The sequence below is a fragment of the Lysobacter sp. Root604 genome, from assembly GCF_001427505.1.
Lineage (GTDB): Bacteria > Pseudomonadota > Gammaproteobacteria > Xanthomonadales > Xanthomonadaceae > Lysobacter.
The window spans coordinates 907699-933112 of the sequence record NZ_LMGS01000009.1; the positions used below are offsets into that span (position 1 = coordinate 907699).

At 69.5% G+C, this 25414-nt stretch carries 28 protein-coding genes; 20 read left to right on the forward strand and 8 right to left on the reverse strand.

The genetic code is table 11. The annotated features are described in order from the left end of the window. Positions 1–75 precede the first annotated feature (75 nt). Positions 76–654 carry a hypothetical protein gene (locus tag ASD69_RS12245; RefSeq protein WP_157499173.1) on the reverse strand — a complete coding sequence of 193 codons (579 nt, stop codon included), beginning with the start codon at positions 652–654 and terminating at the stop codon, positions 76–78. Between the two features lie 92 nt (positions 655–746). Between ASD69_RS12245 and ASD69_RS12250 the strand changes: the two genes are divergently transcribed. From ASD69_RS12250 to xerC, 10 genes are all read left to right on the forward strand, one after another. Next, positions 747–1715 carry a YafY family protein gene (locus tag ASD69_RS12250; protein ID WP_056178209.1) on the forward strand — a complete coding sequence of 323 codons (969 nt, stop codon included), beginning with the start codon at positions 747–749 and terminating at the stop codon, positions 1713–1715. Next, a complete protein-coding gene (locus tag ASD69_RS12255) occupies positions 1715–2677 on the forward strand; it encodes a patatin-like phospholipase family protein (RefSeq protein ID WP_056178211.1) in 963 nt (320 codons plus the stop codon). The genes ASD69_RS12250 and ASD69_RS12255 overlap by 1 nt, the downstream gene beginning before the upstream one ends. A 333-nt stretch (positions 2678–3010) precedes the next feature. Next, positions 3011–3346, forward strand: a complete 336-nt coding sequence (locus tag ASD69_RS12260) for a hypothetical protein (RefSeq protein ID WP_056178212.1) — start codon at positions 3011–3013, stop codon at positions 3344–3346. Between the two features lie 245 nt (positions 3347–3591). Then, on the forward strand, positions 3592–5682 hold the full coding sequence (locus ASD69_RS12265; RefSeq protein ID WP_157499215.1) for a prolyl oligopeptidase family serine peptidase: 2091 nt from the start codon (positions 3592–3594) through the stop codon (positions 5680–5682). 110 nt (positions 5683–5792) lie between these two features. Continuing rightward, positions 5793–7985 (forward strand): S9 family peptidase, encoded by a 2193-nt coding sequence (locus tag ASD69_RS12270; protein ID WP_056178217.1) that lies wholly within the window; start codon positions 5793–5795, stop codon positions 7983–7985. Between the two features lie 49 nt (positions 7986–8034). After that, on the forward strand, positions 8035–8448 hold the full coding sequence (locus tag ASD69_RS12275; protein WP_056178219.1) for a YbaN family protein: 414 nt from the start codon (positions 8035–8037) through the stop codon (positions 8446–8448). A gap of 37 nt (positions 8449–8485) precedes the next feature. Next, positions 8486–8770: a lipoprotein gene (locus ASD69_RS12280; protein WP_056178221.1), complete on the forward strand. Its 285-nt coding sequence runs from the start codon at positions 8486–8488 to the stop codon at positions 8768–8770. Further along, positions 8767–9621 (forward strand): diaminopimelate epimerase, encoded by an 855-nt coding sequence (dapF, locus tag ASD69_RS12285; protein ID WP_056178223.1) that lies wholly within the window; start codon positions 8767–8769, stop codon positions 9619–9621. The genes ASD69_RS12280 and dapF overlap by 4 nt, the downstream gene beginning before the upstream one ends. Then, on the forward strand, positions 9618–10286 hold the full coding sequence (locus ASD69_RS12290) for a DUF484 family protein (protein ID WP_056178225.1): 669 nt from the start codon (positions 9618–9620) through the stop codon (positions 10284–10286). Before dapF ends, ASD69_RS12290 begins: the two co-directional genes overlap by 4 nt. A gap of 273 nt (positions 10287–10559) precedes the next feature. Beyond that, the gene (xerC, locus tag ASD69_RS12295) at positions 10560–11489 is read left to right on the forward strand and encodes a tyrosine recombinase XerC (protein ID WP_200944006.1); all 930 of its coding nucleotides are present in this window, start codon (positions 10560–10562) and stop codon (positions 11487–11489) included. Positions 11490–11642: 153 nt separating this feature from the next. Here xerC and ASD69_RS12300 read toward each other — a convergent pair whose 3' ends face one another. Beyond that, positions 11643–12854: a M23 family metallopeptidase gene (locus tag ASD69_RS12300; protein WP_056178229.1), complete on the reverse strand. Its 1212-nt coding sequence runs from the start codon at positions 12852–12854 to the stop codon at positions 11643–11645. Between the two features lie 163 nt (positions 12855–13017). On the opposite strand from ASD69_RS12300, the gene hslV reads away from it, so the two are divergent. The 6 genes from hslV to ASD69_RS12330 all read left to right on the forward strand — a co-directional run bounded on the left by hslV (position 13018) and on the right by ASD69_RS12330 (position 18139). After that, a complete protein-coding gene (gene hslV, locus ASD69_RS12305; RefSeq protein ID WP_056178231.1) occupies positions 13018–13587 on the forward strand; it encodes an ATP-dependent protease subunit HslV in 570 nt (189 codons plus the stop codon). Positions 13588–13702: 115 nt separating this feature from the next. Beyond that, complete coding sequence (gene hslU / locus ASD69_RS12310) at positions 13703–15046, forward strand: ATP-dependent protease ATPase subunit HslU (protein WP_056179887.1); 1344 nt, start codon at positions 13703–13705, stop codon at positions 15044–15046. A gap of 91 nt (positions 15047–15137) precedes the next feature. Next, the gene (locus tag ASD69_RS12315; protein WP_082576455.1) at positions 15138–15695 is read left to right on the forward strand and encodes a sigma-70 family RNA polymerase sigma factor; all 558 of its coding nucleotides are present in this window, start codon (positions 15138–15140) and stop codon (positions 15693–15695) included. Next, positions 15692–16288 (forward strand): hypothetical protein, encoded by a 597-nt coding sequence (locus ASD69_RS12320; RefSeq protein WP_056178233.1) that lies wholly within the window; start codon positions 15692–15694, stop codon positions 16286–16288. The genes ASD69_RS12315 and ASD69_RS12320 overlap by 4 nt, the downstream gene beginning before the upstream one ends. Before the next feature lie 76 nt (positions 16289–16364). After that, complete coding sequence (locus tag ASD69_RS12325) at positions 16365–17672, forward strand: SDR family oxidoreductase (RefSeq protein WP_056178235.1); 1308 nt, start codon at positions 16365–16367, stop codon at positions 17670–17672. Then, positions 17669–18139, forward strand: coding sequence for a DUF2269 domain-containing protein (locus ASD69_RS12330; protein WP_056178236.1), 471 nt, complete (start codon positions 17669–17671; stop codon positions 18137–18139). The genes ASD69_RS12325 and ASD69_RS12330 overlap by 4 nt, the downstream gene beginning before the upstream one ends. A 36-nt stretch (positions 18140–18175) precedes the next feature. Here the strand turns inward: ASD69_RS12330 and ASD69_RS12335 are convergent, their stop codons facing one another. Together ASD69_RS12335 and ASD69_RS12340 are read right to left on the reverse strand one after the other, a co-directional pair. Continuing rightward, positions 18176–19414 (reverse strand): hypothetical protein, encoded by a 1239-nt coding sequence (locus tag ASD69_RS12335; RefSeq protein ID WP_157499174.1) that lies wholly within the window; start codon positions 19412–19414, stop codon positions 18176–18178. Between the two features lie 158 nt (positions 19415–19572). Beyond that, positions 19573–20028, reverse strand: coding sequence for a nucleoside deaminase (locus ASD69_RS12340; protein ID WP_056178240.1), 456 nt, complete (start codon positions 20026–20028; stop codon positions 19573–19575). 111 nt (positions 20029–20139) lie between these two features. Between ASD69_RS12340 and ASD69_RS12345 the strand changes: the two genes are divergently transcribed. Further along, positions 20140–21261, forward strand: coding sequence for a helix-turn-helix transcriptional regulator (locus ASD69_RS12345; protein ID WP_056178242.1), 1122 nt, complete (start codon positions 20140–20142; stop codon positions 21259–21261). Here ASD69_RS12345 and ASD69_RS12350 read toward each other — a convergent pair. Beyond that, positions 21238–21900, reverse strand: a complete 663-nt coding sequence (locus ASD69_RS12350) for a DUF2306 domain-containing protein (protein WP_057160278.1) — start codon at positions 21898–21900, stop codon at positions 21238–21240. The two genes, ASD69_RS12345 and ASD69_RS12350, sit on opposite strands and share 24 nt — an antisense overlap. 109 nt (positions 21901–22009) lie before the next feature. Beyond that, a complete protein-coding gene (locus ASD69_RS12355; protein ID WP_056178246.1) occupies positions 22010–22486 on the reverse strand; it encodes a GNAT family N-acetyltransferase in 477 nt (158 codons plus the stop codon). A gap of 204 nt (positions 22487–22690) precedes the next feature. On the opposite strand from ASD69_RS12355, the gene ubiE reads away from it, so the two are divergent. Genes ubiE through ASD69_RS12370 form a run of 3 tightly spaced genes read left to right on the forward strand, consistent with a single transcriptional unit; the run spans position 22691 to position 24181 of the window. Next, entirely contained in the window at positions 22691–23455 is a 765-nt protein-coding gene (gene ubiE / locus ASD69_RS12360) for a bifunctional demethylmenaquinone methyltransferase/2-methoxy-6-polyprenyl-1,4-benzoquinol methylase UbiE (protein ID WP_056178248.1), read from the forward strand. A 22-nt stretch (positions 23456–23477) separates the two neighbouring features. Then, entirely contained in the window at positions 23478–23690 is a 213-nt protein-coding gene (locus tag ASD69_RS12365; protein ID WP_056178250.1) for a hypothetical protein, read from the forward strand. Between the two features lie 35 nt (positions 23691–23725). After that, positions 23726–24181: a GNAT family N-acetyltransferase gene (locus ASD69_RS12370; RefSeq protein WP_056178253.1), complete on the forward strand. Its 456-nt coding sequence runs from the start codon at positions 23726–23728 to the stop codon at positions 24179–24181. A gap of 29 nt (positions 24182–24210) precedes the next feature. Here ASD69_RS12370 and ASD69_RS12375 read toward each other — a convergent pair whose 3' ends face one another. Both ASD69_RS12375 and ASD69_RS12380 read right to left on the reverse strand, forming a co-directional pair. After that, positions 24211–24525 carry a multidrug efflux SMR transporter gene (locus tag ASD69_RS12375; protein ID WP_056179893.1) on the reverse strand — a complete coding sequence of 105 codons (315 nt, stop codon included), beginning with the start codon at positions 24523–24525 and terminating at the stop codon, positions 24211–24213. Between the two features lie 25 nt (positions 24526–24550). After that, positions 24551–25291: a 3-oxoacyl-ACP reductase family protein gene (locus ASD69_RS12380; RefSeq protein ID WP_056178255.1), complete on the reverse strand. Its 741-nt coding sequence runs from the start codon at positions 25289–25291 to the stop codon at positions 24551–24553. Positions 25292–25414: the final 123 nt, after the last annotated feature.

Consider the following 25414-nt stretch of genomic DNA (forward strand, 5'->3'; position numbering starts at 1 on the left):
TTCCGTTCCGGGGCGACGCATCTTGCGTGCGCGCCGGTTAAACGCTCGTTAGCCGCGATGTCGCGCCCGCTGCGTCTATTTCGGAACCTCGACCTTGATGCCGGGATCGTCGAAACGCGAATAGCGGATGGTGGTGACCACCGGCTTGCCGCGCAGCTTCGCGCTGGTCACGATCTGCAGCGGATAGCCGTTGCCGGCCACCCACAGGGTCATGCTGCTCGCCTGCGGCTGGGTATGGTCGACGCGATACTTGCGCGTCGCCACCCCGCCCAGGCTTTCGCTGCCCAGCGCGGTCACGCTCATGGTCTTGGCGTTCTCGGCCAGGCGCGCCGGATCGCGCCATTGCGAGAGCGTGCCCTTGGGCAGCGGCACCTTCATGCTGCGGCCGCCCACGTTCAGGTACATGGTGTCGCCGACGATGGTCTGCTCGCCCATGCCGGCCATGCGCATGCGATAGCGGCCGGGTGCGACGTAGTCGATGTCGTTGCTCATCGGGCGCTCGCCGGTCGAACTCATGCTGGCGTGGAAGCTGCGCGCGGCCAGAAATTTGTCGATCGAGGCTGTCACCTCCTCGCGCGGGCCGGCCCAGACCGCCGCCGGCGACAGCGTTACAGCCAAGCACAGCAAGCTTCTTGCGCACCCGATCACGTTCATGGCCCATCCGGCAGTAGCGGCCGTGCATCGGCCGATGCCATGCTTAACGCGGGAATCGCCCCCGACCAGCCAGACACGGCCGCCGAATCGCCATGGAACGCATCGAACGCATCCACGCCCTGCACCGCATCCTGACCGCCGCTCGCTATCCGGTGACCGTGCAGCGCCTGCAGGAGGACCTGGAGTGCTCGCGCGCCACGGTCTACCGCGACCTGGCCTATCTGCGCGACTACCTGATGGCGCCGGTGGTCGGCAACGGCGAGGCCGGCTTCCGCTACGACAGCAGCGAAGGCGACCGCTTCGAACTGCCGGGCCTGTGGCTGAGTTCGGAGGAGCTGCACTCGCTGCTGGCCGCGCAGCAGCTGTTGCTGCGCAGCGGCGGCGGCGTGCTGTCGAACGCGCTCGCACCCCTGCAGCACCGCATCGAGAAGTTGCTGGACGAACACGCCGGCGGCCGCCGGGTGCCGGTGGAGCGCGTGCGGGTGATCCCGCACCGCACCCGTCGCCTGGACGAAACCGCGTTCCGCAACGTCGCCACCGCGGTGCTGGACCGCAAGGTGCTGAGCTTCGAATACCGCGCGCGCTCCACCGACGAGCGCACCCGTCGCAACGTGTCGCCGCAGCGCCTGACCCATTACCGCGAAAACTGGTACCTGGACGCCTGGGACCACGAGCGCGACGCGCTGCGCAGCTTCTCGGTCGACCGCATCAGCGGCGCGCGGATCGGCGAGAGCGAGGCGCGCGACGTGCCCGACGAGGAGCTCGACCGCCACCTCGCCTCCAGCTACGGCATCTTCTCCGGCACCCCCAAGGGCTGGGCGACCATCGTGTTCAGCGCCAAGGCCGCGCGCTGGGTCGCCGACGAGCACTGGCATTCGCAGCAGCAGGGCCGCTTCCTGCCCGACGGCCGCTACGAACTCAAGCTGCCCTACAGCGCCGGCCGCGAGCTGCTGATGGATGTGATGCATTACGGCAGCGAAGCCGAAATCGTCGAGCCGACGGTGCTGCGCGAACAAGCCAAGAGCATGCTGTCGCTGGCGCTGGCCAACTACGACCGCTGATGGCAGGCGCCGACGCTCCGCGCATCCGCAGCGACGAGCAGGTCGCGCTGGTGCTGGGCGCAGGCGGCGCGCGCGGCCTGGCCCAGATCGGCGTGATCGAGGCGCTGCAGGCGCGCTCGATCGACATCGTCGCGGTCGCCGGCTCCTCCAGCGGCGCCCTGGTCGGCGGCCTGTACGCGGCCGGCAAGCTCGACGCCTATCGCGACTGGCTGTACGGCCTCAGCCGCACCGACATGCTGCGCCTGCTGGACCCCGCGCTGGGCCAGGCCTCGCTGTTCCGCGGCGAGCGCCTGATGCAGGCATTGCGCGAACTGGCCGGCGAGCCGCGCATCGAGGATCTGCCGATCGCGTTCACCGCGGTCGCGGTGGACCTGATGCGCCAACGCGAAGTCTGGCTGCGCGAGGGCGATCTGTGGGACGCGGTGCGCGCCTCGATCGCGATCCCCGGCGTGTTCACCCCTCACGAAGTGCATGGCCGCGAGCTGGTCGATGGCGGCCTGCTGGCGCCGCTGCCGATCGCCGCGACGCGGCTGTCCGACGCCCATCGCCTGATCGCGGTGGACATGCACGGCTGGCCGCAGCGTCCGCCCGGCACGCCGGCGCGGTGCGACGGCGGCGACGACAGCGCCCGCCAGGCCGATGAGGCCGAGGCCCAGGCCGTGCACACCCGCAGCGCGCGCCTGTGGCGCTGGTTCGGCCAGCGCTGGCGCCGCGAGAACGCGGCCTCGGCGCCGGTCGCGGACGCGGCCGGCCACGAGCTGGGTTTCAGCGAACTGATGGCGCGCTCGTTGGACACCATGCAGGCCCAGATCGCGCGCGTGCACCTGGCCCTGGACCCGCCCGAGCTGGTGATCCGCATTCCGCGCGACGCCTGCCAGTTCTACGAATTCTGGCGCGCGCGCGAACTGATCGCGCTGGGCCGCGCGGAAGCCGACAAAGCCCTGGACGCGGCCGGCTACTAGCGAAGCCCCCTGCCTTTGCCGTGGGGTAGGAGCGGCGTAAGCCGCGACCCGGAACTACGGCGGTGGTTGCAAGTTCGCTGCAGGTGGAAATCACGGTCGCGGCTTACGCCGCTCCTACCCCAAAGCCGCGTCAAGCGCGGCCGTAGGATGCGGTGAGCCACAGGCGAACCGCATCGCCGCGCATCCGCGCGCCGGCGCCGGCCCTAGCGCCGCGAACGCCGCCTCACCCCCTCGCACCCCATCGAATCGAGGGTCGCAGCCTCTGAGACGGCCCCGTCCCAAGGTGGCTCCATCGGGTCGCCAGGCCCGGTCCCGCCACCCGGAGCCCTCGCCATGCGCCAGTCCGTCGCCCGTCTCGATTCCTCCCGTTCCGCCGTCGACCCGATCGACCCGCGCGTCGAACAGGCCCTGCGCTACATCGTCGCCATCGGCGCGGTCCTGGTGTTGCTGCTGCCGGCCGCGCGCGCCAGCAGCGCCCAGATCGGCTGGCTACCGCTGTGGCTGCTGGCGATGCCGCTGACCGCCTGGTGGGCGCTGCACCGTTTCCGCCTGCCGTGGCGCGCGCAGGACCAGGCCGCCGCGATCCCCGTGCGCCGCCGCCGGCCGGGTGCCCAGGCCCGGCGCCGCGCCCGCCCGCTCGCGCGCGCCGCTGCCGCGCGCGCGGCCTGAAGCGCTCCGGCGCGAAGCGCCGCAACGCGCAAAGTCGCGCCCCGGCGCACGCGAGGTGGATGGGATTTGCGCCGAAAACGCCGCGGAAACCGCCATAACGCGAGCGCGGCACACCCTCCCCACATGACTTCGGGCACGGCGGGGCCCGTCGGGCCCTGTGCTAGCGTTCGGCCTTTCCCTGTATTCGCGGAGCGCCGATGTCCACGCTGTCCAAGGCCTGCAAGCCGTTGCTCGTTTCGGTAGGAATGATCTCCATCGGCATCGCCGGTCTGGGGGCCCCGGTCGCCACCGCCGTTGCCGCCGAGGAGGCCGCCAAAATGACCGACGGGTCCGATCCCTATGCCTGGCTGGAAGACGTGCAGGGCGAGCGCCCGCTGGCCTGGGTGCGCGAGCGCAACGCCCAGGCCGAGGCCGAACTGGCCGCCACGCCCGCCTTCAAGACGCTGGAAGCCGACATCCGCGCCATCCTCGACTCCGACGCCAAGATTCCCGGCGTGATGAAGATCGGCGACCACTACTACAACTTCTGGAAGGACGCGAACCACCAGCGCGGCCTGTGGCGCCGCACCACCCTGGCCGAGTACCGCAAGGACAAGCCGGCCTGGGAAACCGTGATCGACCTGGACGCGCTCAACAAGGCCGAAGGCGAGAACTGGGTCTGGCACGGCGCCGACTGCCTCAAGCCGCAGTACCAGCGCTGCCTGATCGCGCTCTCGCGCGGCGGCGCCGACGCCGACGTGACCCGCGAGTTCGACCTGAGCACCCAGACCTGGGTCAAGGACGGCTACTTCCGTCCCGAGGCCAAGGGCGGCCTGCAGTGGATCGACCGCGACAACGTCTACGTGTTCACCGATTTCGGTGCCGGCAGCATGACCTCGTCGGGCTACCCGCGCATCGTCAAGCAGTGGAAGCGCGGCACCCCGCTGAGCGCCGCCACTGTGGTGTACGAAGGCACCGCGGAGGACATGTACATCTCCGCCGGTCACGACCCCACCGAGGGCTTCGAGCGCGACTTCGTCTCGCGCACCATCGCCTTCTACAACAACGAGCTCTACCTGCGCGGCGCCGACGGCAAGCTGACCAAGGTCGACGCGCCGAACTCGGCCGAGAAGGGCGTGCATCGCGAGTGGCTGACCCTGGAGCTGCGCGAGCCCTACAGCGCCGGCGGCAAGACCTATAAGCCGGGCAGCCTGATCGTCACCCGCTTCGACGACTTCATGGCCGGCAAGCGCGATTTCGCCGTGCTGTTCGAGCCGACCGAGCGCAGCTCGCTGGCCGGCACCACCTGGACCCGCAACAAGCTGGTGCTCAACGTCATGGAGGACGTGAAGTACAAGCTCAGCGTGCTCACTCCGGGCAGCTGGCAGCGCAGCGAGTTCATCGGCGCGCCGGCCTTCGGCAGCATCGGCGTGTCGGCGGTGGACGACGACGAGAACGACGACGTCTGGCTGACCGCCACCGACTACCTGACCCCGACCACGCTGTCGCTGGCCAAGCTCGGCCAGCAGCCGGAAACGCTGAAGACCATGCCGACCTTCTTCGACGGGTCGAACAACGTGATCGAGCAGCACTTCGCGACCAGCAAGGACGGCACCAAGGTGCCTTACTTCATGGTCCGTCCGAAGAACCTCAAGCTCGACGGCAGCACCCCGACCCTGTTGTACGGCTACGGCGGCTTCGAAGTCTCGATGACCCCGGGCTACTCCGGCGGCGTCGGCAAGGGCTGGCTGGAGAAGGGCGGCGTGTACGTGGTCGCCAACATCCGCGGCGGCGGCGAGTACGGTCCGCGCTGGCACCAGGCCGCGCTCAAGGCCAACCGTCACAAGGCCTACGAGGACTTCGCCGCGGTCGCGCAGGACCTGATCGCGCGCAAGGTCACCTCGCCCAAACACCTGGGCGCGCAGGGCGGCAGCAACGGCGGCCTGCTCACCGGCAACATGCTGACCCAGTACCCGGAGCTGTTCGGTGCCGTGGTCGTGCAGGTGCCGCTGCTGGACATGAAGCGCTACAGCCACCTGCTGGCGGGCGCCTCGTGGATGGCCGAGTACGGCGATCCGGACACCGCCGACTGGGACTTCATCAAGACCTTCTCGCCCTACCACCTGTTCGACGCCAAGCGCGACTATCCGCCGACCCTGTTCACCACCTCGACCCGCGACGACCGCGTCCACCCGGGCCACGCGCGCAAGATGATGGCCAAGATGATGGAAGCCGGTAAGGACGTGCGCTACTACGAGAATATCGAGGGCGGCCACGGCGGTTCGGCCAACAATGCCCAGGCCGCGCACATGAGCGCGCTGGCCTACACCTTCCTGTGGGACAAGCTGTCCAAGTAAGCCCTTAGCGACGGGCGCCGCACGGCGCCCGTCCTCCCCAGCCAGGCATGATGCCCCGCGGCGGCTCGCGGCCCGCCGGCCATTGCGCTCTCCGCAAACGGACCTTATCTATGAAACCGACCTCCCTCCTGCTGGCCGCAACGCTACTGATGACCACGACCCCCAACGCCTCCGCCGCCGACGCCCCGTTGCCTCCCGACGTGGCCAAGAAGCCGCATGTGGTCAAGGCGCCGCACGGCGCCCAGCGCAACGACGAGTACTACTGGCTGCGCGACGACAAGCGCGAGAACAAGGAGATGCTGGCCTATCTGGAGGCCGAGAACGCCTACGCGACCGCGCAGATGGCGGCGCTCAAGCCGCTGGAGAACACGCTGTACGACGAGATCGTCGCCCGCATCAAGCAGGACGACAGCTCGGTGCCCAGCCGCGATCGCGGTTACTGGTACTACAGCCGCTTCGAGACCGGCCAGGACTACCCGATCTACGCCCGCCGCAAGGACGGCCCCGGCGTGGACGCCGCCTCGATCCAGAAAGCCAACGCCGACGGCGATTTTGCCGGCGAAACCGTGCTGCTGAACGTCAATGCCATGGCTAAGGACCAGAAGTACTACCAGGTCGGCGATTACGAGATCAGCCAGGACAACCAGCTGCTGGCCTACGCCGACGACACCAACGGCCGCCGCCAGTACACGGTGCGCTTCAAGAACCTGAGCACCGGCGAGACCTACCCCGACGAGATCAAGGGCGTGTCCGCCAACCTGGTCTGGGCCGACGACAACAAGACCCTGTTCTACGTCGAGAACGATCCCGAGACGCTGCTGACCAAGCGCGTCAAGAAGCACGTGCTCGGCACCCCGGTCGCGCAGGACGCGGTGGTCTACGAGGAGAAGGACGACAGCTTCTACATGGGCATCGACCGCACCCGCGACGACCGCTACATCGTGATCGGCGTCAGCAGCACGGTGTCCGACGAACTGCGCTACGCCCCCGCCGCCGACCCCAGCGCGTTCGCCGTGCTGGCGCCGCGCGCGCGCGACGTCGAGTACGACGCCGACCACTTCGGCGACCGCTGGGTGATCCGCACCAACGCCGACGGCGCCACCAATTTCAAGGTCGTCACCGCGCCCAGCGGCTCGACTTCGCGCAAGGACTGGAAGGACTGGATCGCGCACCGCGACGACGTCTACATCGAGGGCATCGAACTGTTCCAGGGCTACACCGCCGTGGCCGAGCGCTCCGACGCGCTGGAGCGCGTGCGCATCCTCAAGGCCAACGGCGAATCGGAATTCGTGAAGGCCGATGAGCCGGCGTATTCGATGGGCCTGTCGTCCAACCCCGAAGCCGATACCCCGTGGCTGCGCTACAGCTACACCTCGCTGACCACGCCGGCCACGGTCTACGAATTGAACGTGGACACCGGCGAGCGCCGCCTGCTCAAGCGCCAGCCGGTGCTGGGCGGCTTCGACGCCGCCCAGTACGTGACCGAGCGCGTCTGGGTGCCGGCGCGCGACGGCGCCCGCATCCCGGTCTCGCTGGTCTACAAGCGCGGCTTCGAGAAGAACGGCAAGGCCGCCCTGCTGCAGTACGGCTACGGCAGCTACGGCGCCTCGATGGATCCCAGCTTCAGCGTCGTCAACGTCAGCCTGCTCGACCGCGGCATGGTCTATGCGATCGCGCACATCCGCGGTGGCGAGGAAATGGGCCGCAAGTGGTACGAGGACGGCAAGCTGCTGAAGAAGAAGAACACCTTCACCGACTTCATCGACGTCACCGATTACCTGGTCAAGGCCGGCTACGCCGCGCCCGACCGCGTCGCGGCCTACGGCGGCAGCGCCGGCGGCCTGCTGATGGGCGCGATCTCCAACATGGCGCCGGACAAGTACCGCGTGATCCTGTCGCAGGTGCCCTTCGTCGACGTGGTCACCACCATGCTGGACGCCAGCATCCCGCTGACCACCAACGAATACGACGAGTGGGGCAACCCGGAGCAGAAGAAGTACTACGACTACATGCTTTCGTACTCGCCCTACGACAACCTGTCCAAGCAGGCCTACCCGGCGATGTTCGTCGGCACCGGCCTGTGGGATTCGCAGGTGCAGTATTTCGAGCCGGCCAAGTACGTGGCGCGCCTGCGCGATCTGAACACCGGCGCTTACCCGCTGCTGTTCCGCACCAATATGGAAGCCGGTCACGGCGGCAAGTCCGGCCGCTTCCAGCAGTATCGCGAGCGTTCCGAGATGTTCGCCTTCATGCTCGGCCAGCTCGGTCTGGCCGGCGGCGGTGCCGCCACCGCAACGCACTGACGCATCGCCGGTGCGGCCGCGGCACGCGCCGCGGTCGCATACTGGCGGCATGTCGATCCCGCCCCCGCCCGAGGAGCCCACGCCGGTCCGTCCCAGCCGCTTCCGCTGGGCCTGGTGGCTGCTGGCCTACGCCAGCCTGGGCCTGGGCATCGTCGGCATCGTCGTGCCCGGCCTGCCCACCGTTCCCTTCGTATTGCTGTCGGCGTTCGCGGCCGCGCGCGGCTCCCAGCGCCTGCACGCCTGGCTGCTCGCGCACCGCCAGTTCGGGCCGATGATCCGCGACTGGCAGGCGCACGGCGCGGTCAGCCGGCGGGCCAAATGGCTGGCGGTGAGCATGATGTCGGCCTGCGCCGCGATCATGTTCCTGACCGCCCCGAAATGGTGGATGGCGGCCACCGGCACCGGCTTCATGACCGTGGTCGCAATCTGGCTGTGGGCGCGACCTGAACCGCCGTCGCGCTGAGCTTCGTTCGGTCGCGCTCGCGGGCTACACTGCGGCCATGAATGCACGCATCGTCCTGAGTCTGATCGCGCTGTCGCTGGCCGTCTCGGCCTGCGGCAACAAGGGCCCCCTGGTCCTGCCCACCAAGCCGGTTCCGGTGACCGCCCCGGCCCAGCCCGCGGGCGAGGTGCCGGTGCAGATGGCCCCCGAGGCCACGCCGCCGTCGCAGCCGCAAAAGGCGGCCGAGCCGCCGGCCGCCGAACCCGCCACCGACACGCCCACGGACGGCTCGACCGACGACGGCAAGGACGATCCGACCCCGCCGGCCGACGGCGGCCGATGAGCCCCGGCGCGGAGCGGAAGATGCGGCGTTTCAGCAAGATGCATGGCGCGGGCAACGACTTCGTCGTGCTCGACCTACGCGGCGGCCTGGCGCCGCCCGCCGCCGCGCACTGCCGCCTGCTCGCCGACCGCCATTTCGGCGCCGGCTGCGACCAGATACTCACCGTCGAGGATCCACGCGAATCGGGCTCGGTCGCCAGCTACCGGATCTGGAATTCCGACGGCTCCTCTTCGCAACAGTGCGGCAACGGCGCGCGCTGCATCGCCGCCTGGCTGGTCCGCGACGGCGCCGCGGGCGAGGGCAACTTCGCCTTGGACAGCCCGCTCGACACCCACCAGGTCGAACGCCTGTCCGAGGACGGCTACCGCATCGGCATGGGCGAGCCGCGCTTCGACCCGGACGCGATTCCGCTGCGCGGTTTTCCGGGCGCGCGCGACCAATACGTGCTCGACATCCACGACACCGTGATCGGTTTCGGCGCGGTGTCGATGGGCAATCCGCATGCGGTGATCGAGGTCGACGACGTCGACGCTGCGCCGGTGGACAGCATCGCCTCGCTGCTGCAATCGCATGAGGCGTTTCCCGAATCGGTCAACGTGGGTTTCGCCCAGGTCGAGTCGCGCGGGCGCATTCGCCTGCGCGTGTACGAGCGCGGCGCCGGCGAAACCCTGGCCTGCGGCAGCGGCGCCTGCGCCGCGGCCGCGGTGTTGATGCGGCGCGGCCGCGTCGATCGCGACGTCGCCGTGGTCCTGCCCGGCGGCGAACTGCGCATCGTATGGCCGTCCGACGACGCTCCGCTGTCGATGTCGGGACCGGCCGCTTTCGTCTACGAGGGGGAATGGGCGCAATGAACGAAACCCTGGACAAGCTGGGCGCGCACGAGGTCGCGGCCTGGCTGCGTCGTCACCCGCGCTTCCTGCAGCAGTTTCCCGATCTGGCCCTGAGCCTGATCGTGCCGCGCGAGGAAGGCTCGGCCGCCTCGCTGGCGAGTTATCAGCTGGAAGTGCTGCGCGACAAGAACCGCGAACTCTCGCGGCGTCTGCAGGAGCTGTTCGGCAACGCTCAGGAGAACGAGCGTCTGTCGGTGCGCACGCACCAGCTCACCCTGGCCCTGATGCGCCAGAACAGCGCCGGCGACACCCTGCGCGCGATGGCCGCGACCCTGGCCGAGGATTTCAACGGCGACCGCGTGCGCCTGGTGATGTTCCAGCCGGTCGAGGGCCTGGACGCGCCCGAGTGGTTGCAGGTGATCGCCGCCGACGACGCGCGTCTGCAGCCGTTCCGCGACTGCCTGGCCGACGGCGAACCGCTGTGCGGCCGCCTGCAACCGGAAAAGCATGCCCTGCTGTACGGCGCGCAGGCCGACGAAGTCCAATCGACCGCCTTGCTGCCGCTGCCCGGCATCGGCCTGGTCGCGGTCGGCAGCCGCGACCCCAACCGCTTCTTCCCCGGCATGGGCACGCTGTTCCTGCGCATGATGGGCGAGTCGCTGACGGTGGCCTTGAAGCGCTACTAAGCGCGTCGCCGCAACACCGCTCTTCCTCCCCTTTAAAAAAAAAGGGGGATTGAGGGGGATTTGCTCCTCCCGCTCCTGGGTGCTTTTAGCTCGTCATCCCCGCGCAAGCGGGGATCCAGTGACTTAAGCGCCAAGCGACGCCCGACTGCGTAGCGTCCGAAGCCCCGGCGGTCGCGCAGGCCTGTCCTTCGCGGTTCGACAGGCTGACCTGACCGCGCGCGCAAGCCTCCCTCGACATCCCCCACCCCGCATCGCAAGATGCCCACGATTCCGATGCACACGTCGGAACCCCGGAGCCCGTGTCCCGTGTCCCCAGGACCGATCGAAGATTTCCTCGCCCATCTGCAAGTCGAGCGGCGCATGTCCGCGCATACGCTCGACGCGTACCGCCGCGATCTGACTACGCTCGCCGGCTGGTCGCAGACCCAGGGTGCCGATCCGCTGGCCCTGCACACCGAACAGCTGCGCGCGTTCATCGCAGCCGAACACCGACGCGGCCTTACGCCCAAGAGCCTGCAACGTCGTCTCTCCGCCTGCCGCAGTTTCTACGGATGGCTACTCAAGCAAGGCCGCATCGACACCAGCCCGGCCGCCGCGATCCGCGCGCCCAAGGCGCCGCGCAAACTGCCGCAGGTCTTGGATCCCGATGAAGCCAAGGCCCTGGTCGAAGTGCCGACCGACGTGCCGCTGGGTTTGCGCGACCGCGCCCTGCTGGAATTGTTCTATTCCTCCGGCTTGCGATTGAGCGAACTGTGCGGCCTGCGTTGGCGCGACCTGGACCTGTCCGATGGCCTGGTCAGCGTGCTCGGCAAGGGCAACAAACAACGCAGCGTGCCGCTGGGTTCGCACGCGCGCACGGCGCTGGGCGAATGGCGCGCGTCCACCGGCGCGGTCAACGAGGCGCCGGTGTTTCCGGGGCGCGGCGGCACGCCGATCACCCCGCGCGCCGTGCAACTGCGCCTGCGCCAACTCGCCCAGCGCCAGGGCCTGTTCAAGCGCGTGCATCCGCATTTGCTGCGGCATTCCTTCGCCAGCCACATCCTCGAATCCTCCGGCGACCTGCGCGGCGTGCAGGAACTGCTGGGCCACGCCGACATCGCCACCACGCAGATCTACACCCACCTGGATTTCCAGCACCTGGCCAAGGTCTACGACGCCGCGCATCCGCGCGCCAAGCGCAAGGCCGACAAAGAAGGCGCGTAAGCGCTACGGGCTCGGGCAAATCCGGACCAACCGAACCGGCAGACCGGCAGACGATCCGGGCGTGATCGCCGACCGTCTGCACGCCGAGGCTTGGCGCGCCTGTATCGCCGGGCCGCCAGCGCCCGCAGACTCCGCGGCGGGCGCGATGGCGCTCTAGAACCCGAGTACCTCGCCGTCCAGCGGCATCTGCTTATGGTGTTCCACGCGTGCCGGACTGAACTTCGCGTCCGGGTCGATCGCGTTGGTCAGCGTCCAGGTACCCGGCGATGCATAGGCGTCGAACACGAACGGCAGGCCTTCCGAGCCCTCGAAGGTCGCGGCGTTGGACACGTGGATATGCAGGTGCGGACCGTTGGTGTTGCCCGACTGTCCGAGCCGTCCCAGCACTTGCCCGCGGCGCAGCTTCTGTCCCGGCGTCACGCTCACGCTGCCGGGCTGCAGATGGGCGTAATGCACGAACACGCCGGGGCCGATCTGCAGCACCACGTAGTTGCCGTACAGGCCGTGCGCGGTCAGCGAGTCGGGTTCGGGCTGCGCTTCCAGCGGCGCGTGATCGGGCGTGCCGTCGCGGACATCGCGCACCACGCCGTCGGCGACCGCGAGCACCTCGGTGCCGTAGCCGATCCAGTCCTCGCGTTTGCTCTTGGTCAGATCCATGGCGCCATCGCGCAGCACACGGCCATTGCCGTCCAGGCCGAACACATCCAAGGCATAGCGCTGCGGAATGGTGACCTGGCCGTTGGCCGCGACCAGGCTGCCCCAATGGTGCGAGCGCGAATTGCCCGGGCCTTCGCCGGCCAGCCACAGCCCCGCGCGTAGCGGCGGCCCCAGCTTCACCGGCGGCTTGGTGTCGACCACGACGCGCGCGCCGTCGACCAGGTCGAGGGCGCCCTTGGCGTCGACGAATTCGAGGCGATGGCGCAACACGCGCGGCGCCGGTCGATCGGTCGGCAGGGTCAGCCATAGGAACGCGATCGCGCGCATGCCTGCGGCGACCGGCACGCTGTCGCTCGCCGCGGCGTCGTCGGCGGGGCGGGGCTGCACGATCTGGACCAACGCCTGACCCTCGTAGCTCGCCAAGGGCCGGGTGTCGCCGTCGGCGAACACCTCGATGCGGCGCAAGCGCAGCACGCCGGTATCGCGGTAGAAATTCGTCACATGCAGTTCGTAGGCCAGATGCGTGCGGCCATCGCCGCCGACCACCGGCGCGGGCGCCCAGGGATTGCGCACCTCGACCGGCGCCAAGGCGCGCTCGGCGCTCGCGGCTTGCGCCGCGAACAGGCCCAGCGCGGCGAGCAACAAACAAGCGCCGACGCCGCGCGAGCGGGACGCGGTTGTCGAACAAAAACGGGTGCTGAAGCGCATGCGAAGGTCCTGGCGGGGAGGGCTTGCATCGTGGGCGTGCGGCCCATAGTAGCGGCAGTCCGCGCGCCGTCCGGGCACCGAAGCGCACGCGACCGTGGCCGCCTGAGCCCCTTGCGCCGGCGCCGGCCGGCCCCATCAAGGGAATTCGTATCCCGGAGGCCGTATGGACCCCAGCCAGAACCCCAACACCTTCCACGCCACCACGATCGTCTCGGTGCGCCGCAACGGTCGCGTGGCCGTAGCCGGCGATGGACAGGTGACCTTGGGGCATACCGTAATGAAGTCCAACGCGCGCAAGGTGCGCCGCCTCGGTCGCGACGGCCAGGTGCTGGCTGGCTTCGCCGGCGCCGCCGCCGATGCCTTCACCCTGTTCGAATTGTTCGAAGCCAAGCTCGAGAAGCACGGCCAGCTCACCCGCGCCGCGGTCGAACTGGCCAAGGATTGGCGCACCGAGCGCCGCCTGGGCAAGCTCGAGGCCTTGCTCGCGGTCGCCGACAGGGAAACTTCGCTGATCATCAGCGGCACCGGCGACGTGATCGAACCCGAGGACGGCATCATCGCGATCGGGTCCGGCGGCATGTACGCCTTGTCGGCCGCTCGCGCGCTGATGGCGCACACCCAACTCGACGCCCGCACCATCGCCACCGAGGCGATCGGCATCGCCGGCGACGTCTGCATCTACACCAATCGGAACGTGGTGGTGGAGGAGCTAGGAGTGAGCGGACAGGAGTGAGGAGTGAGCTAACGCTGCGTCCTCATCGTTGTTCCGCCCGCCCAGGCCTTCGCTCGCTACTCACTTCTCTGGACTCACTACTCGCCTTATGAAACCCGACAACAGCCACGCCACCATGACTCCGCGCGAAATCGTGCAGGAGTTGGACCGTCACATCATCGGCCAGCAAGCGGCCAAGCGCGCGGTCGCGATCGCGCTGCGCAACCGCTGGCGGCGCATGCAGCTCGCGCCGGATCTGCGCAACGAGGTGATGCCCAAGAACATCCTGATGATCGGCCCGACCGGCGTCGGCAAGACCGAGATCGCGCGCCGCCTGGCGACGCTGGCCAACGCGCCCTTCGTCAAGGTCGAAGCCACCCGCTTCACCGAGGTCGGCTACGTCGGCAAGGACGTGGAGCAGATCGTGCGCGACCTGGCCGACACCGCGGTCAAGCTGTACCGCGAGCAGGCCAAGCAGCGCGTGCGCACCCAGGCCGAGGAGCGCGCCGAAGACCGCATCCTCGACGCCCTGCTGCCCAAGCGCATTCCCGGCGGCTTCGGCTTCGGCGCCGACACCCCGGCGCAGGACCATCAGGCCCCCGACAACGACACCCGCGCCAAGCTGCGCAAGCAGCTGCGTGCCGGCGAGCTCGACGAGCGCGAGATCGAGATCGAAACCGCGGTCAATCTCGGCGTCGACATCATGGCTCCTCCGGGCATGGAAGAGATGGGCCAGCAGCTGCGCCAGATGTTCTCGCAGGTGTCGGGCGGCAAGACCCACAAGCGCCAGCTCACGATCAAGGCCGCGCGCCCGCAGCTGATCGAGGAAGAGGCCGGCAAGCTGGTCAACGAGGACGAGGTGCGCGAGGCCGCGATCGAAGCCTGCGAACAGCACGGCATCGTCTTCATCGACGAGATCGACAAGGTCGCCAAGCGTTCCGAGAACGTGGGCGGCGGCGACGTCAGCCGCGAGGGCGTGCAGCGCGACCTGTTGCCGCTGGTCGAGGGTTCGACCGTGAGCACCAAGTACGGCGCGGTCAAGACCGACCACATCCTGTTCATCGCCTCCGGCGCCTTCCATCTGGCCAAGCCCAGCGACCTGATCCCCGAGTTGCAGGGCCGCTTCCCGATCCGGGTCGAGCTGAGCGCGCTGAGCAAGGACGACTTCGTGCGCATCCTGACCGAGCCCAAGGCCGCGCTGACCACCCAGTACGTCGAACTGCTGCGCACCGAGGGCGTGACGCTGTCCTTCAGCGCCGACGCCGTCGATCGCCTGGCCGAGATCGCCGCCCAGGTCAACGAGCGCCAGGAGAACATCGGCGCGCGCCGCCTGCACACCGTGCTCGAACGCCTGCTCGATACCCTCAGCTACGAGGCGCCCGACCGCGGCGGCCAGGCCGTGGCGATCGACCGCGCCTACGTCGACGCCCACCTGGGCGAGCTGGTCCAGGACCCGGATCTGAGCCGCTACATCCTCTGATCCGAACCGCGGCGGCCGCGACTTGCGGCCGCCGTGTCAGGTTTTCCAGCCCCGGGCAGACTATGCAGGCAGGGGACCCAGGAAGACCGGTATGGACAACACCGCGGAAGCGGTAACGAGGCAGGGCAGCGACGCCGACGCGCACGCGCGCGTCGGCGCGGCCGTGGCGCCGGATTTCGACGGCGTGCTGCGCGAACACGGGCCCATGCTCAGCCGCATCGCGGGTAGCTACCAGTCCGAGCCCGGCCGCCGCGAGGACCTGCTGCAGGAAATCAGCCTGGCGCTGTGGCGCGCCCTGCCGGGCTGGCGCGGCGAAGCTTCGCTGCGCACCTTCATCGCCCGGGTCGCCCACAACCGCGCCATCGATTACCTCGCCCGCCATCGCCGGGTCGAGGACGAGCTCGACGAAAGCCACCCCGATCCGGGCGACGACCCCTTGCGCCACGCCGAGACGCAACAGCGTCGCCGCAACCTGCTGGAGGCGGTGCGGCAGCTGCCGCTGGGCCAGCGCCAGGTCGTGGTGCTGGCCCTGGAAGGTTTTTCCCTGCGCGAGATCGGCGACTCGCTGGGCTTGGAAGAAAACACCGTCGCGCAACGGCTCAGCCGCGCGCGCCGGGACCTGCGCGACAGCCTGGGAGCATCGGCATGAGCGACCCGAATTTCGACTGGGGCAGTCTGGGCGACGAGTGGCGCGCGCAGCCCAGCGCGGGGATCGACGTCGATCGCCTGCGCGCCGAGGTCCGCAAGCGCGGCCGCGCCCTGCGCCGGGCTCTGCTCGGTGAAGTGGCGCTCACACTGGCGTGCCTGGCCACGCTGGTCTGGCTGATGCTCAAGACCGACGCCTCCGATCCGATGATGCTGGTGTTCGCCCTGCTGATTCCGACCTCGATCGGTTTCCAACTGTGGTCGCTATGGCTGCGCCGTCGCCAGTTGCGCGACGACGGCCTGGACGCTGCGGCCATGCTGGAGCTGGAGATCGGCCGGGTGCACAGCGGTCTGCGCTACTGGCGCCACGGCACCTGGTACGGCGTACTGCTGTTGCTGGGCGTCTATGCCGTCGCATTGGCCGGCCTGAACCACGCCAACCCGATGCACACCGGCGGCATGATCGGCGGCGCGATCGGCGGCGGCCTGGGCGTGCTGGTCTCGGCGGCCACGTCCTGGTTCAAGCACCGCGGCGCGCGCAGCCGCCTGGCCTATCTGCGCGAACTGCAGGCGCAGTTGAACGACGACGGCGCCTAACCGCTCCACCGCGTCGCGGACGACGACGCGGTGGCCGCTTGCGCGCACCTGGCCGCGCTCGGTTAGCCTGTGGCGCATGTCCGCAGCCATCCACTCCGCAGCGACCGCGCGCACCGTCCTGGTGATCGGTGCCGACGGTTTCCTTGCCGGTTACATCCTCGCCGCGTTGCGGCGCACCGGCTGGCGCGTGCTGCGCGGTGTGCGTCGCGGTGGTGTCCTGGGCGAGGACGAGCGCTATTGCGACCTCACCCGTTTGACCCGCGAGCAGGATTGGCTGCCGCTGCTGACCGGCGTCGACGCGGTGGTCAATGCGTCGGGCATCCTGCGCGAAGTCGGCCGCCAGCGTTTCGACTGCATCCATGTCGACGCGCCGCTCGCGCTGGCGCGCGCCTGCGCGAGCGCAGGCGTCGCGCGCTACGTGCAGGTGTCGGCGCTGGGCCGCCCCGAGGATGGCGAATTCATCGCCTCCAAACACCGTTTCGACGAGGCGCTGCTGGCCTTGCCCCTGGACGCGATCGTGCTGCGCCCGTCGGTGGTCTACGCCACCTCGGGTTCGTACGGCGGCACTTCGCTGCTGCGCGCTTTGGCCGCGTTCCCCGGCGCGCAGGTGCTGCCGGGCGACGGGCATTGGCCGATCCAGCCGCTCGCGGCCGAGGACCTGGGCGAGTTGGTCGCGCGTGCGCTCGATACAGGCACGCGTGGCGTATACGAAGTCGGTGGCCCGCAGCCGACCAGCCTGCGCGACTACCAGCGCCAGTGGCGGCGCTGGCTGCGTATCGATGGCCAGCGCGTCTGGCAGGTGCCGCAGGCCCTGGTCTCGCTGCAGGTGCGGGTCGGCGAATGGCTGGGGCGCGGTCCGGTCGGCGAGACCATGTGGCGCATGCTCCGGCGCGGCAACGTGACCGCGCCGCAGGCGTCCGCGCGGCTGCGTGAGACCTTCGGCTTCGCGCCGCGCGCCCTGTCCGAGGTGCTGGCCGCGCATCCCAGCCAGGTGCAGGACCGTTGGCAGGCGCAGCTGTATTTCCTCGCGCCGACCTTACGCGTGGCCATCGTCGCGCTGTGGTTGCTGTCGGCCTGGGCCGGATGGGCCGCGCCGGCGGCGGATATCGACGTGCTCGCATCGGGCTCGGTCTTGCAGCATCTGGCGCCGGTCGCGCTTGCGCGCATCACCGCGACGCTGGACCTGGTGCTGGCCGTATGGCTCGCGAGCGGCTGGCGACCGCGTTGGGCCCTGGGCCTGATGGGGCTCAGCGTGGCCGCCTACACCCTGGCGTTCGGCTTGGCCTTACCGGGGCTGTGGCTGGATCCGCTGGGCGGACTGGCCAAGAATCTGCTGGTGCTGCCGGCGCTGGCGGTAGCCTGGGTGCTGGCGGAGCGGAGATGAGCATGGCCTATCTGTGGGTGAAGTGGCTGCACATCCTGTCCTCGACGCTATTGTTCGGCACCGGCCTGGGCATCGCGTTCTTCTTCTGGCTCGCGCATCGGCGCGGCGACGCGCGCGTGATCGCCGAGACCGCGCGCACCGTGGTGATCGCAGACGCCTGTTTCACCGCGCCGGCGGTGGTCGTGCAGTTCTTCAGCGGCCTGTGGCTGGCGCATGCCCTGGGCCTGCCGTTCGAGTTGTTCTGGTTGAAGACAGCGCTGCTGCTGTTCTTCGTGATCGGCGCCTGCTGGCTGCCGGTGCTGTGGCTGCAGTTGCGCGCGCGCGACTTGGCGCGGGTGGCGGCGCGCGACGGCACGCCCTTGCCGCCGGCCTACCACCGCACCATGCGCTGGTGGTTCTGGTTGGGTTGGCCGGCCTTCCTCAGCGTGCTCGCGATCTTCTGGCTGATGGTGCTCAAGCCGGTGTAGCGGCACGCGGGCGGGCGCCCGCGTGCCGCCTGGCGATCAGTCTTCGCCGACCCGGGTCCAGCCTTGCGGCGCGGCCAGCGAGGGCGTGAGCTTGAGGCCGCTGTCCAGGCGCAGGTCGCGCACCACGATCGAATACGCCGCCTTGCCCTGACGGTCGCTGCCGACCAGCTTCAGCAGCACGCCGGTATCGCTGTCGACCCACATGCGGAAGCGCTCGGCGCCGAGTTTGCGGCCCAGGTAGTCGCCGTGCTTGCCGGCGACCACGGTCGCGTCGCGGCCGAGCAGGCGTTGGTGGCCGGCGATGCGCACGTCTTCGGTGGACAGCCAGAACGCGTAGTTCTGCGGCGACAGCACCGCGTCGGCGCCGACCGCGCCGGCCGGATCGGGACGGTGCACGAACACCGGCTCGCAGCGCGCGTTGCGGTACTGGCGGGCGCCGCTGGGCGCGGGCGCGTCCAGGGTGCGGGTTTCGCTATAGGACGCGGTCTGCGGATACAGGCTGAGGGTGGTGCCGGCACGGCTCACATGCTCTTCGACGCGGCCGCGGTCGCGCGCGATGCGCACGAAGCTGGTGCGCGCGGATTGCGAGACCTCGAAATCGATCGCTTCGTCCTGGCCGTTGTTGCCGAAGCGCACGTCCACCGAGCCGGCGGCGTCGCGGTAGCGGTCGACGGCGTCGAGCATGCGTTGCTGCAAGGCGGCGACGCGCGCGTCCTGCGGCGCCACGGCGGCGCAGCGGCCGCTCAGATCGCGATCGGCTTCGGTCACGCGTGGAGCGGTGTCGGCCGCGGCCAGGCCGTTGAAATACAGCTGCACGATGTCGGCGCCGTTGCGGCCGTTGCCGCTAGGGGTGACGGTGAACAAATAGCCGTAACCGTAGCCGACGTAATTCCAGCCACCGGGCGCGGTGTTCTGGTTGATGGCCGCGGTCTGCTGCGAGCCGTTGGCGGTGTTGATCACGTTGTAGCGCGCGTAGGCGTCGGTGAAGGCGGCGTTGTTGAGCCAGGCGTAGAAGCTGTAATAGCGGTCGGTGCCGGGGAAGAAGTAGCCGTACCAGCCGCTGTTGGTGGAATTGAGCCGATCGTCGCCGTTCCAGTCGCCGGCCTGGCCGCTGCGGTAGACGTAGTTGTGGCCGCCCATATTGCTGCAATTGGGGTATTGGCCGGCGGAGCGGTCGTTGTCGCACTGATAACTGCCGGCCCAGGCCGGGGCCGCGCACAGGCCGGCGGCGGCGATGGCGCCGAAGATCAGCGCGCGCTTACGCATTACGTTCATTCAATCTCCTTGAGTACCGCTGCATGGATGGACGCACCATTCCATTGATCACCCCTGCACGGCCAAGGGTAGCACCGTCGCATGACGGCGGATCGCGGTCTCAAGCCACTTCGATACGCGAGCGCGACGCGCACAGGCGTCGCGCTCGCGCAGCGCGTTCAGTCTTCGCCGATGTCTTCGTTCCAGACCTCCGGATGCGCGGCGATGTAACCGCCGAGCAGGTCGATGCATTCGCCGTCGTTGAGGTCGATCACTTCCACGCCGCTTTCGCGCAGCCAGTCGACGCCGCCCTGGAAGTTGACCGATTCGCCGACCACCACCGTGCCGATGTTGAACTGGCGCACCAGGCCGCTGCAGTACCAGCACGGCGCCAGCGTGGTGACCATGATGGTGTCGCGGTAACGGCGCTGGCGGCCGGCCTTGCGGAAGGCGTCGGTCTCGCCGTGCACGGAGGGGTCGCCTTCCTGGATGCGGCGGTTGTGGCCGCAGCCGAGCAGGCGGCCGTCGTTGTGGTACAGCGCCGCGCCGATCGGGATGCCGCCCTCGGCCAGGCCCTGGCGGGCCTCGGCGACGGCGGTGGCGAGCAGGGCGCGGTAGTCGGGGGTGGCGATCATGCGGAGCTCCTGAAGACAGAGGCGCAGTCTGGCGCGCGCACGCGACGCGGTCGAGAGCCGCGGCGCGGGCATAATCGACGCCTCCGCCGCCACGCCGACCCTCCGCGCCGCATGATCTTCTGGAGCCTTGTGTTCGCGATCGGCGCCGGCCAGGCCGCGCTGCTGGCGCTCGCCCTATGGCGGCGGCCGGTGAACGCGCAGGCCAATCGGGTGCTGGCGGGCTGGGTGGCGCTGATCGGCGTCGATCTGGCGGTGAAGGCCGCGTACTTCCACGGCCCGGCGCCGGAGTTGCTGAAGGCCTACCGCCTGGTCGGGCTGTTCCCGTTCCTGTACGGCAGCCTGTTCTATCTGTACGTGCGCGCGCTGACCGAGGCGCGCGGCCTGGATCGCCGCGACCTCGTGCACCTGGCCGGCTTCGCGGTGTCGCTGCTGCCCAACCTCGGCGTGTTCCTGCAGGACGCGGCGCAGCAGCGCGCGTTCTTCGAGCACCTGCGTCAGGGCGGCTACTGGCCGGGCCGGCCCTGGCTGGACATCGGGCTGTTCGTCTACAGCCTGAGCTATGTGATCGCCGGTCTGGTGCGCGTGCGCCGCTATCGGCGCGGCCTGCTGCAACGGCGTTCGGATGCCGACCGCATGTCGCTGCATTGGATCGACGCGATGGCGGTTTCGCAGATCGTGATCTGGTGCATCGCGGTGGTGCAGTGGCTCGCGCGCATTCCCTGGATCGACTACCCGCTGATCTACGGCGCGGTGGTGGGCTGGGTGTTCGTGGTCGGCTATCTGAGCCTGCGGCAGGTCGCGGTGGCGGCCGAGCCCGCGCCCGCGTCCGTCGAGGAGGCGAGAGCGGAAGAGCCCGCGGCCGACGATCCGCGCTTCCCCGCGGTCGAGGCGCGGCTGGCCCAGCTGATGGCGCAGGAACAGCTGTACCGCGAGCCGGCGTTGACCATCGGCCATCTGGCCAAGCGCAGCGGCTACCCCGAATACCTGGTGTCGGCGGTGATCAACCGCCGCTTCGAGGGCCACTTCTGGGATTACATCAACCGCCAGCGCGTCGAAGCCGCGCGCGCCTGTCTGGCCGATCCGGACGAAGCGCGTACCATCCTCGACATCGCCTACGCCTGCGGCTACACCTCCAAGTCCACCTTCAACGCCGCCTTCAAGCGCCAGCTCGGCCAGACGCCCAGCGCCTATCGCCAACGCCACGCGGGCTCAGCCGCGAGCGGCCCCGCTTGAGTAGCCGCGGCGCGCGCCCAGTCGTGCGCGTATCGCCGGCCAGCGCAGCAGCAGTTCGCACAGCGCCAGGTTGAACGTCCAGCAGCCCCAGGCTGCGGCGATGTAGACCGGCAGGAACGGCCACTGCATCGCGCCCGCGCCGACCCCCAGCATGATCCGCAGGGTCACCGCCGAGGCGGTCAGGGCGGCGCTGCGGTACATCCAGCGACGGTGGCGTTCGAAGTCGCGGACGAGGGCGTAGCGGATGCCGACCGCGGTGCAGGCCACCCACACCAGCGCCAGCAGCGCGAAGGCCGAGCCGCTGGCCGCGCCGCCTTGGGAGTGGCGCGCCAGCGACAGCGCCGAGATCGCGGCGATCAGGATCGCGCCCGCATAGAGACCGCCGCCGAGCCGGTGCAAACGCGGCCAGCGCCGGCGGATCCCGCCCAGCAGCTGCAACGGCACCAGCAGCAGGGCCAGCCCGGCGCCGAAGATATGCCCGGGCACGTCCCAGCCGGAGACCGCGAAGCGCGCGTCGAAGGGATTGCCGATGTTGCTGTCGCGGGAGAAGAAGGTGAACGCGTACAGCGCCACCGCCAGGCAGCCCAGGCCGAAGATCAGCGCCGCCCCCCGACGCAACCAGACCGTCCCAGCCGACATAAGCCACCTCCACAGGATTCAGGAGGCTGCAGGGTGGCCGTGGCGGCCTCGTGGGTCGTCCGAACCGGCGGATTCGTACGTCCTGAACGGCGGAATCGGCCGCCCGGGCTCAGGCGCGGCCCGGGCGCAGCAGGTCGATGTGCGGGATGCCGTCTTCGACGTAGGGCTCGGACGAAGGCGCGAAGCCGTGGCGGCCGTAGTAGCCCTGCAGATGGGCTTGGGCGCCGATCTGGATGTCGGCGCCGGGCCAGCGCGCGGCGATCGCCGCCAGCGCGGCCTCGATCATGGGATCGCCCAGCCCCTGGCCGCGGAACGCCGGCGCGGTCAGCACGCGTCCGAAACTGACCTGTGGGTAGCTGAGCCCGGCCGGCAGGATCCGCAGATAGGCCGCGAGCGCACCGTCGGGCGCGCGGCCGAGCAGGTGCAGGGCCTCGGGGTGGCGGTCCTTGCCGTCCGGGTCCAGATACACGCAGTTCTGCTCGATCACGAACACTTCCGCGCGCAGGCGCAGCAGCTCGTAGAGCTCGTCGCGTTCGAGTTCGGCGTAGGGCTTGGCTTGCCAGTGCAGGGTAGGGGGATGGCTCATGGAAGGATGATGCCGCAGCAGGCGGGCTTGCGCTGCCTCATTCCAGCCACGCCCCAGGCCCGCCCGCATGGCGGTCGGGCGCCCGGTGCAGCGCGAGCCAGTGGCTCGCAAGCGCTGCCCCCGTGCACGGGAGAGGGCTGGTGCGGTTGTGGCCGGGGCCGTCATTTCCGGAAGCCCCACGACCGCCATGCGATAATCCCGCCCATGAGCGAACAGACCCAAAAACCCGGCGACACCACCCATTTCGGTTTCCGCGACGTGCCCAAGGGCGAGAAGCAGAAGCTGGTCGGCGAGGTGTTCTCCTCGGTCGCCGGCAAGTACGACCTGATGAACGACCTGATGAGCCTGGGCGTGCATCGGGTCTGGAAGCGCTATTTCGTGTCCACCGCGCAGGTCAAGCGCGGCGACCGCGTGCTCGACCTGGCCGGCGGCACCGGCGACATCGCCCTGCTGCTGCGCGACCGCGTCGGCGACAGCGGCAGCATCGTGCTGGGCGACATCAACGGCGCCATGCTGCGCGTGGGCCGCGACCGCATGACCGACATGGGCAAGGTCGGCGGCTTCGAGTACGTGCAAATGAACGCCGAGAAGCTGCCGTTCCCGGACGCCAGCTTCGACCTGGTCACCATCGCCTTCGGCCTGCGCAACGTCACCGACAAGGACGCCGCCCTGCGCGAGATGCAGCGCGTGCTCAAGGTCGGCGGCCAGGCCCGGGTGCTGGAGTTCTCGGAAGTGAAGGCCGAGTGGTTCAAGCCGATCTACGACTTCCACTCGTTCAACATCCTGCCCAAGCTGGGCAAACTGTTCGCCAACGACAGCGACAGCTACCAGTACCTGGCCGAGAGCATCCGCAAGCACCCGCCGCAGGACGAGCTCAAGCGCATGATGGGCGAGGCCGGTTTCGCGCGCTGCGACTACAAGAACCTGTCGGCCGGCATCGTCGCGATCCACACCGGCTACAAGGTCTGAATCCGGCGCCGGAGGCGGGACGATGGCCCTGTGCAAGTGGTGCGACGAACAACCCGCCGACCCCGCATCGGCGGTGCAGTGGTGGCTGTTCCTGCCCTTGATTTGGCTGTGGATACCGTCGCCGTCGCGCGGAAAGTACTGCAGCGATTGCGCCGGCGGTTTCAACCTGATCGGCGCGCTGGTGTTTATCGCCTCGCTGGCGATCGCCTTCGTGCTATGGGTGATCTTTTGGTAACGCGCCGCGTCGCCGCGTAGGACAGGAACGCCGACATGAACCTCCGCGACTACCGCGACAGCGACTGGCCGCGACTGTGCAAGATCCGCGACGCCGCGTGTCGCGACGAACTGGGCGCCAGCGGCCTGATGGACGCGTACCTGAGCCTGGAGCAGACCGCCGACAACGAGGGCCTGTTCGACGCCCGTGTGGTCGTCGCCGAGGTCGACGGCCGTGTGCTGGGTTTCGCCGCGTACTCGGATGAAGAGCTGACCTGGCTGTACTGCGACCCGCCCGCGTATCGACAGGGCATCGGCCGCGCGCTGCTGCGCCATGCCGTGGCCGCCTGCGCGGGCGACCTCTACACCGAAGTGCTGGTGGGCAACGAAGCCGCGTTAGCGCTGTACCGCTCGGAGGGATTCGACGTGCAGCGCACGGTGGAAGGCAAGCTCGCCGGCAACGAAGCCTTTGCCGCCTCGGGTTATTACCTCAAGCGCAGCGGCCCAGCCTGAGCGCGCGAGCGCGCCCAGGCGCAGCGCGCTCAGTGCACCAGCTTCAAGCCGATCACGCCGCCCACGATCAGACTCAAGCACAGCAGCCGCGCCGCGGTCGCGGGTTCGCCGAAGGCGACGATCCCCGCGATCGCCACGCCGACCGTGCCGATGCCGACCCAGACCGCGTAGGCGGTACCCACCGGCAGCCACTTCAGGGCCAGCGCCAGCATCGCGAAGCTCGCGACCGCGGACGTCAGCCCGATCACGCTGGGCCACAGACGCGCGAAGCCTTCGCTTTGCTTGAGCGCGATCGCCCACACGATCTCGAGCAGCCCGGCACCGACCAGCAGCGCCCAGGCCAGCATCGCCGCGCGCGTCATCGCCGGCTCAGGCCGAGAAGCCGCCGTCGACCGAGATCGCGGCGCCGGTGATGAAACGCCCGCCCGGACCGGCCAGGTGCGCGACCGTGTCGGCCACGTCCTCGGCTTCGCCGTAACGGCCCAGCGGCAGGCCGGCGCGCTGGTGCTCGGCGCCTTCGCCGTCGGCAGGATTCATCTCGGTGTCGATAGGACCGGGCTGGACCACGTTGGCGGTGATGCCGCGCGCGCCCAGATCCTGGGCCAGGCCCTTGCTCAGGCCGACGGTGGCGAACTTGGTCAGCGAGTACAGGGTCATGCCCGGCGCGCCCACGCGTTCGCCCAGGCAGCTGCCGATGGTGATGATGCGGCCGCCTTCGCCCATGTGCTTGGACGCGGCCTGGGCGGCCGCGAACGGCGCCTGCACGTTGATCGCGATCGCGCGTTCGAAACTTTCGCGCGACTCGTCCTCGAACGGGCCGTACATGAAGATGCCGGCGTTGTTGACCAGGATGTCGATGCGGCCGAATTCGGCCACCGTGCGCTCGACCGCGGCGACCACCGCGTCGGGATCGGCGCTGTCGGCGCGGATCGCGAGCGCGCGGCGGCCGCCGGCTTCGATCGCCGCGACCACGGCCAGCGCCCGCTCCTGCGAGGCGGCGTAGGTCAGCACCACGTCGGCGCCGTCGCGCGCCAGGCGCTGCGCGGTGGCCGCGCCGATACCGCGGCTGCCGCCGGTCACCAGCGCCACTTTGCCTGCCAGAGGGGTCATCGTCTTGTTCCGTAGGAGGGAGGCCGCCGATGCTAGGCGCCTGTGCGCGCCCGCGCAGCCGGGCGCGCGGGATTGACTGTTGCAGCGGCTGGGCGCGGAAATCAGCGTTGCGGCGCCGGCGCT

Bases quoted from the DNA above. Each gene is read 5' to 3' on its own strand.
- ASD69_RS12245 (WP_157499173.1), bottom strand. From the start codon at position 654: ATGAACGTGATCGGGTGCGCAAGAAGCTTGCTGTGCTTGGCTGTAACG.
- ASD69_RS12250 (WP_056178209.1), top strand. From the start codon at position 747: ATGGAACGCATCGAACGCATCCACGCCCTGCACCGCATCCTGACCGCC.
- ASD69_RS12255 (WP_056178211.1), top strand. From the start codon at position 1,715: ATGGCAGGCGCCGACGCTCCGCGCATCCGCAGCGACGAGCAGGTCGCG.
- ASD69_RS12260 (WP_056178212.1), top strand. From the start codon at position 3,011: ATGCGCCAGTCCGTCGCCCGTCTCGATTCCTCCCGTTCCGCCGTCGAC.
- ASD69_RS12265 (WP_157499215.1), top strand. From the start codon at position 3,592: ATGATCTCCATCGGCATCGCCGGTCTGGGGGCCCCGGTCGCCACCGCC.
- ASD69_RS12270 (WP_056178217.1), top strand. From the start codon at position 5,793: ATGAAACCGACCTCCCTCCTGCTGGCCGCAACGCTACTGATGACCACG.
- ASD69_RS12275 (WP_056178219.1), top strand. From the start codon at position 8,035: ATGTCGATCCCGCCCCCGCCCGAGGAGCCCACGCCGGTCCGTCCCAGC.
- ASD69_RS12280 (WP_056178221.1), top strand. From the start codon at position 8,486: ATGAATGCACGCATCGTCCTGAGTCTGATCGCGCTGTCGCTGGCCGTC.
- dapF (WP_056178223.1), top strand. From the start codon at position 8,767: ATGAGCCCCGGCGCGGAGCGGAAGATGCGGCGTTTCAGCAAGATGCAT.
- ASD69_RS12290 (WP_056178225.1), top strand. From the start codon at position 9,618: ATGAACGAAACCCTGGACAAGCTGGGCGCGCACGAGGTCGCGGCCTGG.
- xerC (WP_200944006.1), top strand. From the start codon at position 10,560: ATGCACACGTCGGAACCCCGGAGCCCGTGTCCCGTGTCCCCAGGACCG.
- ASD69_RS12300 (WP_056178229.1), bottom strand. From the start codon at position 12,854: ATGCGCTTCAGCACCCGTTTTTGTTCGACAACCGCGTCCCGCTCGCGC.
- hslV (WP_056178231.1), top strand. From the start codon at position 13,018: ATGGACCCCAGCCAGAACCCCAACACCTTCCACGCCACCACGATCGTC.
- hslU (WP_056179887.1), top strand. From the start codon at position 13,703: ATGACTCCGCGCGAAATCGTGCAGGAGTTGGACCGTCACATCATCGGC.
- ASD69_RS12315 (WP_082576455.1), top strand. From the start codon at position 15,138: ATGGACAACACCGCGGAAGCGGTAACGAGGCAGGGCAGCGACGCCGAC.
- ASD69_RS12320 (WP_056178233.1), top strand. From the start codon at position 15,692: ATGAGCGACCCGAATTTCGACTGGGGCAGTCTGGGCGACGAGTGGCGC.
- ASD69_RS12325 (WP_056178235.1), top strand. From the start codon at position 16,365: ATGTCCGCAGCCATCCACTCCGCAGCGACCGCGCGCACCGTCCTGGTG.
- ASD69_RS12330 (WP_056178236.1), top strand. From the start codon at position 17,669: ATGAGCATGGCCTATCTGTGGGTGAAGTGGCTGCACATCCTGTCCTCG.
- ASD69_RS12335 (WP_157499174.1), bottom strand. From the start codon at position 19,414: ATGAACGTAATGCGTAAGCGCGCGCTGATCTTCGGCGCCATCGCCGCC.
- ASD69_RS12340 (WP_056178240.1), bottom strand. From the start codon at position 20,028: ATGATCGCCACCCCCGACTACCGCGCCCTGCTCGCCACCGCCGTCGCC.
- ASD69_RS12345 (WP_056178242.1), top strand. From the start codon at position 20,140: ATGATCTTCTGGAGCCTTGTGTTCGCGATCGGCGCCGGCCAGGCCGCG.
- ASD69_RS12350 (WP_057160278.1), bottom strand. From the start codon at position 21,900: ATGTCGGCTGGGACGGTCTGGTTGCGTCGGGGGGCGGCGCTGATCTTC.
- ASD69_RS12355 (WP_056178246.1), bottom strand. From the start codon at position 22,486: ATGAGCCATCCCCCTACCCTGCACTGGCAAGCCAAGCCCTACGCCGAA.
- ubiE (WP_056178248.1), top strand. From the start codon at position 22,691: ATGAGCGAACAGACCCAAAAACCCGGCGACACCACCCATTTCGGTTTC.
- ASD69_RS12365 (WP_056178250.1), top strand. From the start codon at position 23,478: ATGGCCCTGTGCAAGTGGTGCGACGAACAACCCGCCGACCCCGCATCG.
- ASD69_RS12370 (WP_056178253.1), top strand. From the start codon at position 23,726: ATGAACCTCCGCGACTACCGCGACAGCGACTGGCCGCGACTGTGCAAG.
- ASD69_RS12380 (WP_056178255.1), bottom strand. From the start codon at position 25,291: ATGACCCCTCTGGCAGGCAAAGTGGCGCTGGTGACCGGCGGCAGCCGC.